This window comes from Methylolobus aquaticus, assembly GCF_054172105.1.
On sequence record NZ_JBSYXP010000001.1, the window covers coordinates 516832 to 530859 of the forward strand.

Consider the following 14028-nt stretch of genomic DNA (forward strand, 5'->3'; position numbering starts at 1 on the left):
GTCGGTGTGAGCCTCAGTCCCGCAATTGGCGACCGGTCAAGGCAAGGAAGACGGCCTCCAGATTGGGTTCGAGCAGGTGCAGCCGCCGAATCGGCAGGCCGGCCGCCTGGGCCAGAACGAGTAGTTCGGGCAACGCCACCTCGGGTTGGAGTGTGCTGACCGTGAGCGTCATGGCATCGGGACCCGGGAGTTCGACCGTCCCGAGTTGTCGCAAGCCCGTCAGGAAGTCGTCAGTGGCCGGCACGCCGAGTTGCAGCTCGATGAGACCGGCGGCCAGTGCCCGCACCAACTCGCGCGGCGCATCCGTGGCCATCACCCGCCCTTGGTCGATGATCGCGACGCGATTGCAGAGCCGTTCCGCTTCTTCCATGTAGTGCGTGCTGTACAGCACGGTCGTTCCATCCCGATTGAGCTTGCGCAGGGTTTCCAGGATGGCGCTGCGGCTTTGCGCATCGACACCGACGGTAGGCTCATCCAGTATCAGAATCTCGGGTTCGTGCAACAAGCCGATCGCGATGTTGAGCCGCCGCTTCATACCACTGGAATAGTGGGTGATGGGCTCTCGATCCCGCTCCTGCAGTTGGGCGATGGTCAGCACCGCGTCGATCCGTTCGCGTAACCGGTGGCCGGCGAGCCCGTAAATGCGCCCGAAGAAGGCCAGATTCTCGCGGGCGGTCAGGGTGGGGTAGAACGCGAACTCCTGGGGTACCAGCCCGAGTTTCCGCTTCGTGGCTCCGGCGAGCGGCCGCCGCGCATCGCCTTCAATTAGGATGCGACCCCGCGTAGGATCGATCAGTCCGCAGATCATGGCTAGGGTCGTCGTTTTGCCGGCCCCGTTGGGACCGAGCAGTCCAAAGAAGTCCCCGCGCCCGATGGTCAGATCGATGCCGCGGACGGCTTCCAACTCCCCATAGCGACGAACGACGCCTTCGAGTCGCACCGCAGTGGGGGGCTCAACGCGCACTCGCGGCTCTCCGCTTGCGGACGACACGGAAGAGACGAAAGCGGTTGTAGCGCTGGGTCGCGATCAATGGCAGATTTTCTACCGCGGCATAGACGAGCATCAGCACGCCCACGCCCGGCTTGTTCCAGAAGAAAAACCAGGGCGCGCAGGCCAGAATGATCCAGTGAACCACTTCGGCACGACAGGTCTCGGCGATGAAGGTCTCCAGATGGGCCGTGGAGGTGTCGGTGAGATGGCGCTTCGGGAAACCGAGTCGTCCCAGCAGGGGAGCGCCATCGGGCAAATGGCGTTTCCAGGAGCGGATCCGGAACGCTGCGGCGTAAAACTCACCGTCCCGTTCCCAGGAACGCGCGCGGAACCAGCGCCCGTTGGCGTCGAAATGACGCAGCGGCAGCGCCGAGAAACCTGCCGCAACACCCAAATGAATGACGAGCCAGGCGGCAATGTCCAGTAGAACAGTTGCCCCGGTCGGCAAGTAGATCAGCCTCATGGCCCGTTGCCCGATCGATCCGCCACGGTTTTCGACGGCTTCATGTGTCGATGGTCCGACCTTTCCACGTGACCTTGCCGGTCAGCCGCGCGATCAACTGCGCGCGAATAAAGACGTAGACGAAGAACATCAGCGGTACCGGATAGGCCAAGGCAGTCGTCCAGTGAAAATTGCCGAGCCGGGCCAGCATCCAGTGCAACTGAGCGGCGAACAGGAAATAGCACGCAGACCAGACGGCCAGTGTGTCCGCATTTCCGACGATGCCTGCCTGAATCAGATGCCGGATGGGTTCGAAGGCGGCGATCAGCCAGCCGCTGATCAACAAGGTAATCCAGGGCGGGCCCTGCGTCACACCGACGGCGAAGCTCTTGCCGAAGCCTTCCTCCAGCGCATGCAGTCCCCCTTGGTACATTCGAAACGACACGGTGCCCTTCCCGCCGAGACTCCGAAGCGGAAGCCCGGCTTCCACGAAGGCTCGCCCCAGCGGCAGGCTCTCGATCACCGCACCGGCAGCGGCACGATGGCCTCCCGCGGTGAAGTAGTCCTCACGTGCGCAGATGTTGCAGGGTCCGAATGCCGTAGCGTTCATGCGATGACGCCCAAAGGGGCCGGCGGGAGCCAGGCTGGCGTAGCTGACGATGTTGAAGAAGGCGGCGAGCTGTTCATGGGGTTGGCTCATCCGGTGGTAAGGCTGTACCGAGACCAGCCCGCCGCCCTCAGCCTGTGTGCCCGTCAGGCGTCGCAGGCCGTCGGGTTCGAGGCGCGTGTCGGCATCCAGAAAAGCCAGTATCGCGCCGGTGGCGCGGTGCGCACCTTGCCAGCACGCCCAAGGCTTGCCGCACCAGCCCTCGGGAAGGGGGGGCGTCGTGATGACGCGGGCACCTGCTGAGAGCGCGACGCTTGCGGTCCGGTCGGTGGACTGGTCATCGACGACGATGACCTCGGCTGGTGGCAGCGTCTGTTCTCGCAGCGACTGCAGCAACGGCCCGAGATTGGCCGCCTCGTTGCGGGCCGGAATGATGACCGAGACGGTTCGGCTAGCGGCCGGGCAGTCCGGGACGGTAGGCGACGGGCTGTCGACCCGCCAGAGCAGCAGGAAGCCGAGGCACCAGAGCAGCAGGAAGAGGGCAAGACTGAGCGGATCCATGGGGTGCGACTTCCGGCGAGGTCAATGGCGAACGGAAGACCGCGGTCGCGGAAGGCGACTGCGCGTCGCTGACGCCGCGCCTAAACCCCCAACAGCAGACGGTCAGGATCCTCCAGCAGTTCCTTAATCGTGTAGAGGCACAGCACCGCGTCGCGGCCGTCGATGATGCGGTGGTCGTAGGACAGCGCCAGGTAGACCATGGGGCGAATGACGATTTGCCCGTCCTCGACGACCGGACGTTCCTTGACGGCGTGCATACCGAGGATCGCGCTCTGCGGCGGGTTCAGAATCGGCGTCGAGAGCATCGACCCGAAGATGCCGCCGTTGGTGATCGTGAAGGTCCCGCCGGAAAGTTCCTCGATGGTGAGCTTGCCTTCGCGGGCCCGCTTGGCAAATTCGTTGATCGACTTTTCGATGGCGGCGAAGCTGAGTTGGTCCGCGTTGCGAAGCACCGGCACGACGAGCCCGCGGTCGGTCGAGACGGCGATGCCGATGTCGTAGCGGTCGTGGTAGACGATGTCCTCGCCTTCCAGCGACGCGTTGATGATCGGAAAGCGTTGCAGGGCCTCGACCGTCGCCTTGACGAAGAACGACATGAACCCGAGCTTGACGCCCTGGCGTTCTTCGAAGCGCGCCTTTAGGCGGTTACGGACGTCGTAGATGCGCTGCAGATTGACCTCGTTGAAGGTCGTCAGCGTGGCAGTGGTGCGTTGGGCTTCCAGCAGTCGCTCGGCGATTCGGGCGCGCAGTCGGCTCATGGGCACACGGCGATCGCCGCGTGAGGTTGCGCCATCAGCCGCGACTGCCGGACTCGGGGAGGGTGCTACCGGCGCGGCGGCTGGCTGTTCACCATTGGTGCGCGCCAGAAAATCCAGCACGTCCTGCTTGGTCAGCCGGCCCTCGCGGCCGCTGCCGAGTATCTGCGCGGGATCGAGGCCGTACTCGACGACCAGTCGTCGTACGGCCGGACTCAGGGGCTGCTGAACGGTCTCGAGGCGTGACGGCGCTGCGGTCACGACTGCGGCCGAAGCGGGGGCGGGCGCCGGCGGGGGCTCGGCGATGATCTCGGGCAGGGCAACAGCCGCGGACGCGGAGGGCGCCACGACCGCGCCCATGTCGGTCTCGATGACCGCGAGCAACTGGCCACTGGTGACCACGTCACCGCGGTTGCCGACGGCCTCCTGCAAGATGCCGTTCTCGGGGACCGGTACCTCGAGCACGACCTTGTCGGTTTCCAGGTCGATCAGATTGTCGTCTCGACTCACTCTTTCGCCTGGCTTCTTGTGCCAGTCGAGCAGTGTGGCGTCACTGACGGATTCAGGCAGATTGGGTACGTTGACTTCGATACGCATGAACGATTCCCAGGGATTCTCCGGATCCGATTGATCCGAACAGCGCGTCCTCGATGACCTTGCGGTGCTGTTCGATGTGGCGCTTGAAGTGGCCTTCGGCGGGGGCTGCGGACATCGGCCGCCCCGCATAGCTTAGCGCGATATCGCCTTCCATGACGCCGAGGAACCGATGCTTGATCTGGTGCCATGCGCCCTGGTTCTCAGGCTCTTCCTGACACCAGATGAGTTCCCGGACGTTCGGGAAGCTGGCCAGCTCCGCCAGGAATTCGTCCATCGGGAACGGGTAAAGCTGCTCGACACGGATGATGGCGATATGGTCGAGGTTTTCCTTTCGGCGATTCTCGAACAGATCGTAAAAGATCTTGCCGGTGCACAGGAGCACGCGCGTGACGGCGTTCCGGTCCAACGGCTCGCATTCGCCGATGATGTTCCGAAACTGTCCGTCGGCGAGTTCACTGATGTTGGAGACAGCCATCTTGTGGCGCAGCAGGCTTTTCGGCGTCATGACGATCAGCGGGCGGCGGAAACGGCGTAGCGATTGTCGGCGCAGCAGATGAAAGATCTGCGCCGGCGTCGTGGGCACGCAAACCTGGATGTTCTGCTCGGCACAGAGTTGCAGGTAACGCTCGATGCGCGCCGATGAATGCTCCGGCCCCTGACCTTCGTACCCGTGCGGCAGCAGCATCACCAGACCCGACAACCGTCCCCATTTGGTCTCGCCCGAGGAGATGAACTGGTCGATAACGACCTGCGCACCGTTGGCGAAATCCCCGAACTGCGCCTCCCAGATCACCAAGGTTTCGGGTTCCGACGTGCTATAGCCGTACTCGAAGCCGAGCACGCCTTCCTCGGACAGCAGGGAATCGAACAAACGGAAGTGGCCCTGTCCCGCTTTCAGGTTCTGGAGGGGAACATAGACCTCGCCGGTGTTCTGGTCGTAGATGGTCGCATGGCGGTGGAAGAAGGTACCGCGACCAACGTCCTGCCCGGTCAGGCGGACGCTGCGGCCATCCCACAACAGGCTTCCATACGCCAGGTTTTCGGCAAAACCCCAGTCGACGGGGCTTAGCGCGAGCGCCATCTGTTCACGCGCCTGCAGAATCGCTGCCGTCCTGGGGTGGACTTCCATATCCGGTGGGATTGCGAGCATGCGCTCGGCGACCTGCTGCAGGGTTTCCAGCGGGGCACCCGTCTCGCAGGGCGTCGTCCAGGTCTGATCGAGGTAGTAGTCCCAGCGGGTCTTCGTGTAGCTTGCGGCGTCGGCGATCGTCGGCCGGATCAGCGCTTCGTCACCCTCCTGTAGCGACGCCTGATACTCGTCGTCGATCCGTTGGAAGTCGTCCGGGGTGATGATGCCTTCGGCGATTAGGCGCTCGGCGTAAAGACGGTGCACCGGGGGATGTTGCCGGATGAACTGGTACATCACCGGCTGGGTCACGGCCGGCTCGTCGGCCTCGTTGTGCCCATGTCGCCGGTAGCAAATCAGGTCGATGACGATGTCGCGGTTGAAGGCGATCCGGTAGTCCACGGCCAGACGCGCCGCAAACAGCACGGCCTCCGGGTCATCGCCGTTCACATGCAGCACCGGCGCCTGAACCATGTTGGCGACGTCGGTGCAGTAAAGGGTCGAACGTGCGTCGAAGGGATTGCTCGTCGTGAAACCGATCTGGTTGTTGATGACGATATGGATCGTGCCCCCCGTCGTGTAGGCGCGCGTCTCGGCCATGTTTAGCGTTTCCATGACCACGCCCTGACCAGCGAAAGCGGCGTCGCCGTGGATCAGGATCGCCATCACCTGCTGTTCGCCGTCGTCCCCCAGACGATCCTGACGCGCCCGCACCGAGCCCTCGACAACCGGGCCGATGATTTCGAGATGCGACGGGTTGAAAGCCAGGGCCAGATGGACGGGGCCGCCGGGGCTGACGACATCGGACGAGAAGCCCATGTGATACTTGACGTCGCCGTTGTTGCCGACGAACTGGTCTTGCGGAGCGATGCCTTCGAATTCCTTGAACAATTCGCAGGGTTTCTTGCCGAGGATGTTGACCAGCACATTGAGGCGACCGCGGTGAGCCATCCCGATGACGATTTCCCGCGTTCCGTTCGTTCCTGAGCGCTGAATGATGTCGTCGAGCAGCGGAATCAGAACTTCCCCACCCTCCAGCGAGAAGCGCTTCTGTCCTACGTACTTGCGATGCAGATATTTTTCGATCCCTTCGCCGGCCACGAGTAGCTTCAGTAGCCACCGCTTCTCGTCGGCATCGAAGCTTCCCCGGGCGCGGGTGCCTTCAAGCCGGGTCTGCAGCCAGTTCTTGATCTCGGTGTCCATGACATGCATGTACTCGACACCGATCGGACCACAATAGGTCTCTCGGAGTATCGCGAGGATTTCGCGCAGCGTCAGTTGCTGGTCGTCCTTCAGGAGATCGACGTAAAAGAGTTGGTCGAGATCGGTCTGCTCCAGCCCGTAGGTCGCAGGCTCGAGTTCACGGATCGACGGTAACCCGGCGTGTTTCAGCGGGTTATTATCGGCAGCTTGATGACCCAGCGTTCGGTACTGGTCGATCAACCGGTCCACTGCGGTCTGTTTGCGCAACTGGGCCTTCGATGCCTCGGCCGGTCGCGTTTCGCCTGATGGGGGGCGCGTCGATGCTCGCTCGGCCAGCCCGGCGGAGGGCATCGTCGCGAACGTCCGCTGCCAGCTCGGGTCCACCGAAGCCGGATCGCGCAGGTACTTGGAGTAGAGGTCCTCGATGAAGCTGGCGTTATCTTCGGACAGGGCGGAGCCCGTTTGAAGCCAGCGCAGGAGTTCGGTCATGTAAGTGCGATTGCCAAATCCCAGCAGGTCGCTTTCAAGGAGTGCAAAGAATATGTGTTTTTCAAAGAAACTCCAAGCATCGTGGCGTGTGGCGCTTAAACTACCCGGCTGGACATCGCCGCAGCAGCATCTTTGTACGTACGCGACACTCGGACCGGCAGCCCGCCAGAAAATTCCCGAGCATTTTGCTACTGGCGCCAGTCAAAGCGTGTAAAAATTTCCAACCGCAATTGAATTGCGTCGTGTAACTCCGCAAACCACCATGACCAGCGCCGCTCCCACCCTCCTGACCGACCGCTTCGGCCGGACCGTGAACTATGTCCGCATCTCGATTACCGATCGTTGTGACTTTCGCTGCCAGTACTGCATGGCGGAAGACATGACGTTTCTGCCGAGAGCGCAGATCCTGAGTCTGGAGGAAGTTCACGAGGTGGCACGCGCCTTCACCGAACTGGGCGTCGGCAAGATCCGCATAACCGGCGGAGAGCCGCTGGTCCGGCGCGGTGCACTGGGACTGATCGAAGCGATCGGCCGCCTGCCGGGTTTGCGCGAACTGGTGCTCACGACCAATGGATCGCAGCTCGCACAGAACGCAGCGGCATTGAAAGACGCCGGCGTGCGCAGGATCAACGTCAGCCTTGACTCCTTGCGTCCGGACCGTTTTCGAGCCATTACCCGCGTCGGTGACCTGACGCAGGTGTTGCGGGGGATCAAGGTGGCCGTCGCCACCGGTTTCGCGCGCATCAAACTCAATGCCGTGATCATGAAGCACCGCAACGACGACGAGGTCGTGGATCTGGTCCGCTTCGCCACGGATAGCGGCACTGATATCAGCTTTATTGAAGAAATGCCGCTGGGGCTCGTCGATGGTCGGGACCGGAGTGAAGACTTTTGTTCCAGCGACGAGATCAAGACCGCGCTGGACCGCGTTTTCACGCTGCTGCCCTCGCCGGAATCGACGGGGGGGCCCTCGCGGTACTTCCGGCTGGCCGGCAGCGACACGCGGGTCGGCTTCATCTCACCTCACAGTCACAACTTCTGCGGCAGTTGCAACCGGGTGCGGGTAACCGCGGAGGGTCGGCTGCTGCTATGCCTCGGCAACGAGCACTCGGTCGATCTGAAGCGCGTGATCCGGAGTCACCCCGGAGATACGGAGCGCTTGCGACAGGCCATCGTGGCGGCCATGGACCTGAAGCCCGAGCGCCACCATTTCGATCTGACTGCGCAGCCGGTCATCATTCGCCACATGAACGCGACGGGCGGGTGAAAACTCAAATGTCATCCCGCGCGGAAAGCCCCGGCGATGCCGTCGGCGTAGGTTTTTGAACGCCGGTGACGCCGCCCGCGGCTGGGCGCGTTGGGAACAGGAACCCCATTAGGAGCGGCTGAATGGCGCTGGTTTCCGGGTGCGCTGTGACGAATGTCACAGTCCGTGTGTGAATATTCACTGTCGTCGGCCCAAACAATACCGGTAATCTGGCAGTGTGTCGGGGAGGATTAGCGGGGTAAGGATTCGGGGGGCTCGGTGCCCGGTCGGGACGGGTAGAATCTCCGGCACAACCTGACAGACCGGGTTCGCGCAATGCGTGTCCTGGCTTCAGTCAGAGCGCCGAACTTCCAACACCGCTCGGTCACTGTGGGTGTCGCCGGAAGTCGGCTGAGATTGCTGCCTCCTCCGCAGCGGCGCTGCGCGGAAAGCGCCGAATCCAGTCAGCGCGTCCCGCGTCCAGTACCCGTCGATATCCAGTGAATGGCCCGTGCGGCTAGAACGCCGGCAGGCCCACGATGTTGTAGCCTGCATCGACATAGACGATCTCGCCGGTAATGCCGGAGGCCAGATCGGAACACAGAAACGCCCCGGCATTGCCGACTTCTTCGATGGTGACATTCTTGCGCAGCGGCGCGGCCGATTCCGCCTTGGCCAGCATGTCGCGAAAGTTGCTGATGCCCGATGCGGCCAGCGTCCGGATCGGGCCGGCCGACACCGCATTGACCCGCGTGCCTTCAGGCCCCAGCGAGTAGGCGAGATAGCGCACGTTCGCTTCGAGGCTGGCCTTCGCGACGCCCATGACGTTGTAGTTCGGCAGCGCGCGCTCGGCGCCGAGATAGCTCAGGGTCAGCAGCGAACCGTTTCTTCCGGCCATCAACGCGCGGCCCGCCTTGGCGAGCGCGGCAAAGCTGTAGGAGCTGACGTCGTGCGCGGTGCGAAAGTTTTCGCGTGTGACCGAGTCGATGTAAGAGCCTTCCAGCGCGTCGCGCGGTGCGAAAGCCACGGAGTGGACGATGCAGTCCAGTCCGTCCCACTGCTGGCCCAGCTGCTCGAACATCGCCGAGATCTCGTCGTCGCTGGACACATCGCAGGGCAGGACGATGGAGGAGCCGCATTCAGCGGCCAGTCCCTCGACGCGCTCGCGTAACTTTTCGTTCTGGTAATTGAACGCGAGTTCGGCGCCCTCGCGCTTCATCGCCTGGGCGATGCCCCAAGCGATCGAACGATTGCCGGCCACGCCGACGATCAACACCTTCTTGCCTTGCATGAACCCCATCGTTGGCCTCCTCCGTATTGTGCGAATTTTTGAAGCGGCTCAGTATGTCCGCCCCGTCACGCGGTGTCCAGCATCGCCCCGGGTGCGGTGGGCATCGCTTCGCGTCGCGTATAATCGACCCGCTCGGTCAGCCCCGTCTGATCCTCATTCTTCCGCCGTTCGATGCCGTTGCCCGCCTTTCCTCGCTGCCGTGCTGCCGTCCTTTTGCCTGCCATGGCCATCCTGTTGACGGCTTGCGGCGAGGGGCCCTGGAACAGCCCTTATCCAGCGGGCGCGGCATCCGGACGCACGCTGTTCGCCTCGTTCTCGGAGCGCCCGAAACATCTGGATCCGGCGCGCGCCTACAGCTCGGACGAATTCCGGATCATAGGGCAGGTCTACGAGCCGCCACTCCAGTACCACTATCTGCAGCGGCCATATGCCCTCGAGCCGCTCACTGCTGCCGTATTGCCGACGGTTCGCTATCTGGACCGGGATCTGAAGGTGCTGGCGGACGATGCGCCGGAGGCCGCCATCGCCTACAGCGAGTATGCGGTCCGACTGAAGCCGGGGATTCGTTTCCAGCCGCACCCCGCGTTCGCCCGCAATCCTGACGGCAGCTATCGCTACGCTGCCCTGACGGAGGCACAGTTAGCTGCGGTGGCTACGCTCGACGATTTCAGTGAACGCGCGACCCGCGACTTGACGGCTGAGGACTACGCGCACCAGCTCAAGCGACTGGCTCATCCGCAGCTGCATTCGCCGATTGCCGAGCTGATGAAGACCTACATCGTCGGGTTCAGGGAACTGGCCGACACGTTGAAACGCGATCTCGATGCGCGAGGGCCCGGGGCTGTGCTCGATCTGCGTGATTACGCCCTGAACGGCGTGCAGGTCATAGACGCACTGCACTATCGGGTGCGCCTGCATGGCAAGTACCCGCAGTTCCGTTTCTGGCTGGCCATGCCGTTCTTCGCTCCGATGCCGTGGGAGGCGGAGCGTTTCTATAGTCAGCCGGGGCTGGTTGCGAAGAACATCACGCTGGACTGGTATCCCGTCGGCACTGGCGCCTACCAGTTGATCGAGAACAATCCGAACCGGCGGATCGTGCTGGGTCGGAATCCCTATTTTCACGACGAGCTTTATCCGACCGAGGGCGAGCCCGGCGATCGGGAGTCGGGCCTGCTGGCCAATGCGGGCAATCGCTTGCCATTCATCGATCGCGTCGTGCTGGCGCTGGAGAAGGAGACGATCCCCTACTGGAACAAGTTTCTGCAGGGTTACTACGATTCGTCGGGTCTGGCCTCGGACAATTTCGATCAGGCCGTGCAGTTCAGCGCCCAGGGCAACGCCGAGTTGACGCGGGAGATGCAGGATCAGGGCATCTCGCTCGAGACAGCGGTTGCCGCCTCCTCGTATTACATGGGGTTCAATCTTCTGGATCCCGTCATCGGTGGACTGGACGAACGTCACTGCAAACTGCGACAGGCGCTGAGCATCGCTCTGGACTACGAGGAGTTCATCACGATCTTCATGAACGGTCGGGGCATTCCCGCGCAGGGCATGGTGCCGCCGGGGATCTTCGGTCATCTCGATGGTCCGCGCGGCATCAATCCCTACGTCTATGATTGGGTCGGGAATGCGCCACGCCGCAAGTCCATCGAGGCAGCCCGGCAACGGCTGGCCGAGGCGGGCTATCCGCGGGGTGTCGACGCGGTGACCGGCAAGCCTCTGGTGCTGTATCTGGACATCACGGCGCGCGGTCCGGACGACAAATCCTTGCTGAACTGGTATCGAAAACAGTTCGACAAGCTCGGCATCCAACTCGTGTTGCGGGCCACCGACTACAACCAGTTCCAGCAGAAGATGGCGAACGGCAATGCGCAGATTTTTCAGTGGGGTTGGAACGCGGATTATCCGGATCCCGAGAACTTCTTCTTCCTGCTGTATGGGCCGAACCGTAAGGCCGGGCTCGGTGGCGAGAATGCGGCCAACTATAAGAGCGAACGGTTCGACCGGTTATTCGAGCGGATGCGGAACATGGACGACGGGCCTGCGCGCCTGGAGGTGATCCAGCAGTTACAGGAGATTGTCCGCCACGACGCGCCCTGGATCTTCGGCTACCATCCCAAGAGCTTTGCGCTGCATCACGCCTGGTTCCGCAATCTGAAGCCCAATCTGATGGCGAACAACGAACTCAAATACCAGCTGATCGAACCGGCGCAGCGGGTGGCGCGGCAACGGGAATGGAACCGCCCCCGGGTCTGGCCATTGCTGGTCGGCCTGATCCTGTTCGTCGCGGCGCTGGTGCCGGCCTGGAACGGCTATCGCCAACGCCAGAGGGCGAGCGCGCTGTGAGCGCCTATCTGATCCGACGCCTGCTGTACGCCATTCCGCTACTGCTGGGGGTCAACATCCTGACCTTTTTGCTGTTCTTCGTCGTGAACACGCCCGACGACATGGCTCGCATGCAGCTTGGGCAGAAACGGGTGGGGCCGGAGGCCATCCGCGACTGGAAGCACGAGCGCGGCTACGACCTGCCCCTGCTGTGGAATGAGGGCGCTGAGGGAACGGCCCAGGTCACCGAGACGATCTTCTACCAGAAGTCCGTCGGTCTGTTCCTGTTCCGTTTCGGTCGCTCCGACCAGGGTCGTGACATCGGTGCCGACATAAGGACCCGAATGTGGCCCTCGCTCGCGATCGCGACGCCGTCGCTGGTGCTCGGTGTCGCGGTCAATGTCTCGCTGGCGCTGTTGGTCGTGCTGTTCCGGCTGACCTATCTCGAGTTCTGGGGCATGGCCCTGTGTGTGGCCCTGATGTCCGTGTCGTCGCTGTTCTACATCATCGGGGGCCAATATCTGTTCGGAAAGCTGCTGCAGCTGGTGCCGATCTCGGGCTACGACGGATGTCACGATGCCTGGCGGTTTCTGATCCTGCCGCTGACGATCAGTGTCATTTCCGGGATCGGGTCCGGCGTGCGCTGGTATCGCACGCTGTTCCTTGACGAAGTCGAGAAGGACTATGTGCGCACCGCACGGGCAAAAGGGCTGGGCGAACTGCGGGTGCTGTTCACGCACGTACTGCGGAACGCCCTGATCCCGATCCTGACCGGTATCGTCGTGCTGCTCCCGCTGCTGTTCACCGGCAGTCTGCTGAACGAATCCTTCTTCGCGATTCCGGGCCTGGGCAGCTATACGATCGACGCGATCCAGCAGCAGGACTTTGCGATCGTCCGCTCGATGGTGTATCTCGGTTCGACGCTGTACATCCTCGGGCTCCTGCTGACGGACATTTCCTATACCCTCGTCGATCCGCGGGTACGCCTGCATTGATCCCGACCCTGTTCTGGACCGACGGCCTGTTTTTCCTGGTGCTGGCCATGGCCGGCGCGCTGGTGCTCGTGATGCGGCGCCGCGAGCATTTTCGCCGCCCCTGGCGCACGGTTTCGCGGAGCACCCCGGCGATGGTGTCCCTGGTCGTGATCGCGGTGTATCTCGCCGTCGGTATCCTTGACTCCGTGCACTTCTTCCCGCGCGCCGATGCGGCAGGAAGCGCAGCGGGCGCGAACGAGCCGATCAGCCTGCTCGATCACTGGCTCGGGGGCTTGCGTACTCGTACCGAGAAAACCTACTCGGCACCCTTCGCGGCGTACGCCTATGCGAAGGAGCATCTGCCGACTGCCGGCGGCGGTCAGCGCTGGGATTACCCGCGACTGACACATGGCGGCGCGCATCTGGTCGATCCTGAATCCGAGAGAGTCCGCGATATCGCCGTCACCGGCGTGCGCGGTGCCGGGGAGGGCGGGTTGATGTGGCTGATTGCCGCAGCCGGTATCGCGGCGCTGATTGCGAGGTCGCGGCGTGAACCGATTGGCCGGATCGTCCGTCGGGTGGCCCGCGGTCAGACGCCTCTGCCATGGCGTGCGATGTTGCTCACGCTGCTGCTGCTGTGTGTTGGGGGCGGTGCGATTGCCGAGTGGAGTGCGCACTACCATGTGTTCGGCACGGACAAGGTCGGCGCCGATGTGCTCTATCAGACCATCAAGAGCATACGGACGGGGTTGCTGATCGGGACGCTGACCACCTTCGTGACCTTGCCGCTGGCATTGGTCCTGGGACTTGCGGCCGGCTATTTCCGTGGCTGGGCCGACGATCTCATTCAATACCTCTATACCACCTTGAATTCGATACCGCATGTGCTGCTGATCGCGGCAGCGATTCTGCTGACCCAGGTCTATATGGCGAAGCACGAAGAGGCATTCGCGAGTCTGGCCCTGCGGGCTGACCTGCGGTTGCTGTTCCTGTGTCTGATCCTCGGCCTGACCAACTGGACGGGACTCTGCCGGCTGTTGCGGGCCGACACTCTGAAACTCCGCGAACTGGAGTATGTCCAGGCGGCGCGGGCGCTCGGCGTGCGGGATCACGGCATCCTGTTGCGCCACATCCTGCCAAATGTGTTTCACATCGTGCTGATCTCGGTCGTGCTTGATTTCAGCGGACTGGTGCTCGCCGAGGCCGTGTTGTCGTACATCAATATCGGCGTGGACCCGACGACCGAGAGCTGGGGCAACATGATCAACAGCGCCCGCCTGGAACTGGCCCGCGAGCCGCCGGTATGGTGGTCGCTGGCGGCGGCGTTCGTGTTCATGTTCACGCTGGTGCTGGCAGCGAATCTCTTTGCCGACGCGGTTCGGGATGCGCTGGATCCGAGGCGCGCCGATTGATGGGCGCGG

At 62.9% G+C, this 14028-nt stretch carries 11 protein-coding genes; 4 read left to right on the plus strand and 7 right to left on the minus strand.

Annotation, left to right across the window (positions count from 1 at the left end; translation table 11 throughout):
- Nucleotides 1-13: 13 nt before the first annotated feature.
- The 5 genes from ACW73L_RS02360 to ACW73L_RS02380 form a co-directional block, all read right to left on the minus strand.
- Complete coding sequence (locus ACW73L_RS02360; protein WP_498919737.1) at nt 14-964, minus strand: ABC transporter ATP-binding protein; 951 nt, start codon at nt 962-964, stop codon at nt 14-16.
- A complete protein-coding gene (locus tag ACW73L_RS02365) occupies nt 954-1454 on the minus strand; it encodes a glycosyl-4,4'-diaponeurosporenoate acyltransferase CrtO family protein (RefSeq protein WP_498919738.1) in 501 nt (166 codons plus the stop codon). The genes ACW73L_RS02360 and ACW73L_RS02365 overlap by 11 nt, the downstream gene beginning before the upstream one ends.
- A 40-nt stretch (nt 1455-1494) precedes the next feature.
- Entirely contained in the window at nt 1495-2601 is a 1107-nt protein-coding gene (locus ACW73L_RS02370; RefSeq protein WP_498919739.1) for a glycosyltransferase family 2 protein, read from the minus strand.
- 80 nt (nt 2602-2681) lie between these two features.
- Complete coding sequence (odhB, locus tag ACW73L_RS02375; protein WP_498919740.1) at nt 2682-3953, minus strand: 2-oxoglutarate dehydrogenase complex dihydrolipoyllysine-residue succinyltransferase; 1272 nt, start codon at nt 3951-3953, stop codon at nt 2682-2684.
- Nucleotides 3919-6771, minus strand: coding sequence for a 2-oxoglutarate dehydrogenase E1 component (locus tag ACW73L_RS02380; protein ID WP_498919741.1), 2853 nt, complete (start codon nt 6769-6771; stop codon nt 3919-3921). Before ACW73L_RS02380 ends, odhB begins: the two co-directional genes overlap by 35 nt.
- Before the next feature lie 262 nt (nt 6772-7033).
- On the opposite strand from ACW73L_RS02380, the gene moaA reads away from it, so the two are divergent.
- The gene (gene moaA / locus ACW73L_RS02385) at nt 7034-8038 is read left to right on the plus strand and encodes a GTP 3',8-cyclase MoaA (RefSeq protein WP_498919743.1); all 1005 of its coding nucleotides are present in this window, start codon (nt 7034-7036) and stop codon (nt 8036-8038) included.
- A gap of 496 nt (nt 8039-8534) precedes the next feature.
- Here the strand turns inward: moaA and ACW73L_RS02390 are convergent, their stop codons facing one another.
- Nucleotides 8535-9317, minus strand: a complete 783-nt coding sequence (locus ACW73L_RS02390) for an enoyl-ACP reductase FabI (RefSeq protein WP_498919745.1) — start codon at nt 9315-9317, stop codon at nt 8535-8537.
- Nucleotides 9318-9373: 56 nt separating this feature from the next.
- The gene (locus ACW73L_RS02395; RefSeq protein ID WP_498919746.1) at nt 9374-9532 is read right to left on the minus strand and encodes a hypothetical protein; all 159 of its coding nucleotides are present in this window, start codon (nt 9530-9532) and stop codon (nt 9374-9376) included.
- Between ACW73L_RS02395 and ACW73L_RS02400 the strand changes: the two genes are divergently transcribed.
- Genes ACW73L_RS02400 through ACW73L_RS02410 form a run of 3 tightly spaced genes read left to right on the plus strand, consistent with a single transcriptional unit; the run spans nt 9531 to nt 14019 of the window.
- Nucleotides 9531-11654, plus strand: a complete 2124-nt coding sequence (locus ACW73L_RS02400; RefSeq protein ID WP_498919748.1) for an ABC transporter substrate-binding protein — start codon at nt 9531-9533, stop codon at nt 11652-11654. The genes ACW73L_RS02395 and ACW73L_RS02400 overlap by 2 nt on opposite strands.
- Nucleotides 11651-12628 carry an ABC transporter permease gene (locus tag ACW73L_RS02405; RefSeq protein WP_498919749.1) on the plus strand — a complete coding sequence of 326 codons (978 nt, stop codon included), beginning with the start codon at nt 11651-11653 and terminating at the stop codon, nt 12626-12628. The genes ACW73L_RS02400 and ACW73L_RS02405 overlap by 4 nt, the downstream gene beginning before the upstream one ends.
- Entirely contained in the window at nt 12628-14019 is a 1392-nt protein-coding gene (locus tag ACW73L_RS02410; protein WP_498919841.1) for an ABC transporter permease, read from the plus strand. Before ACW73L_RS02405 ends, ACW73L_RS02410 begins: the two co-directional genes overlap by 1 nt.
- Nucleotides 14020-14028: the final 9 nt, after the last annotated feature.

Bases quoted from the DNA above. Each gene is read 5' to 3' on its own strand.
- ACW73L_RS02365 (WP_498919738.1), bottom strand. From the start codon at position 1,454: ATGAGGCTGATCTACTTGCCGACCGGGGCAACTGTTCTACTGGACATT.
- ACW73L_RS02370 (WP_498919739.1), bottom strand. From the start codon at position 2,601: ATGGATCCGCTCAGTCTTGCCCTCTTCCTGCTGCTCTGGTGCCTCGGC.
- odhB (WP_498919740.1), bottom strand. From the start codon at position 3,953: ATGCGTATCGAAGTCAACGTACCCAATCTGCCTGAATCCGTCAGTGAC.
- ACW73L_RS02380 (WP_498919741.1), bottom strand. From the start codon at position 6,771: ATGACCGAACTCCTGCGCTGGCTTCAAACGGGCTCCGCCCTGTCCGAA.
- moaA (WP_498919743.1), top strand. From the start codon at position 7,034: ATGACCAGCGCCGCTCCCACCCTCCTGACCGACCGCTTCGGCCGGACC.
- ACW73L_RS02390 (WP_498919745.1), bottom strand. From the start codon at position 9,317: ATGGGGTTCATGCAAGGCAAGAAGGTGTTGATCGTCGGCGTGGCCGGC.
- ACW73L_RS02400 (WP_498919748.1), top strand. From the start codon at position 9,531: ATGGCCATCCTGTTGACGGCTTGCGGCGAGGGGCCCTGGAACAGCCCT.
- ACW73L_RS02395 (WP_498919746.1), bottom strand. From the start codon at position 9,532: ATGGCAGGCAAAAGGACGGCAGCACGGCAGCGAGGAAAGGCGGGCAAC.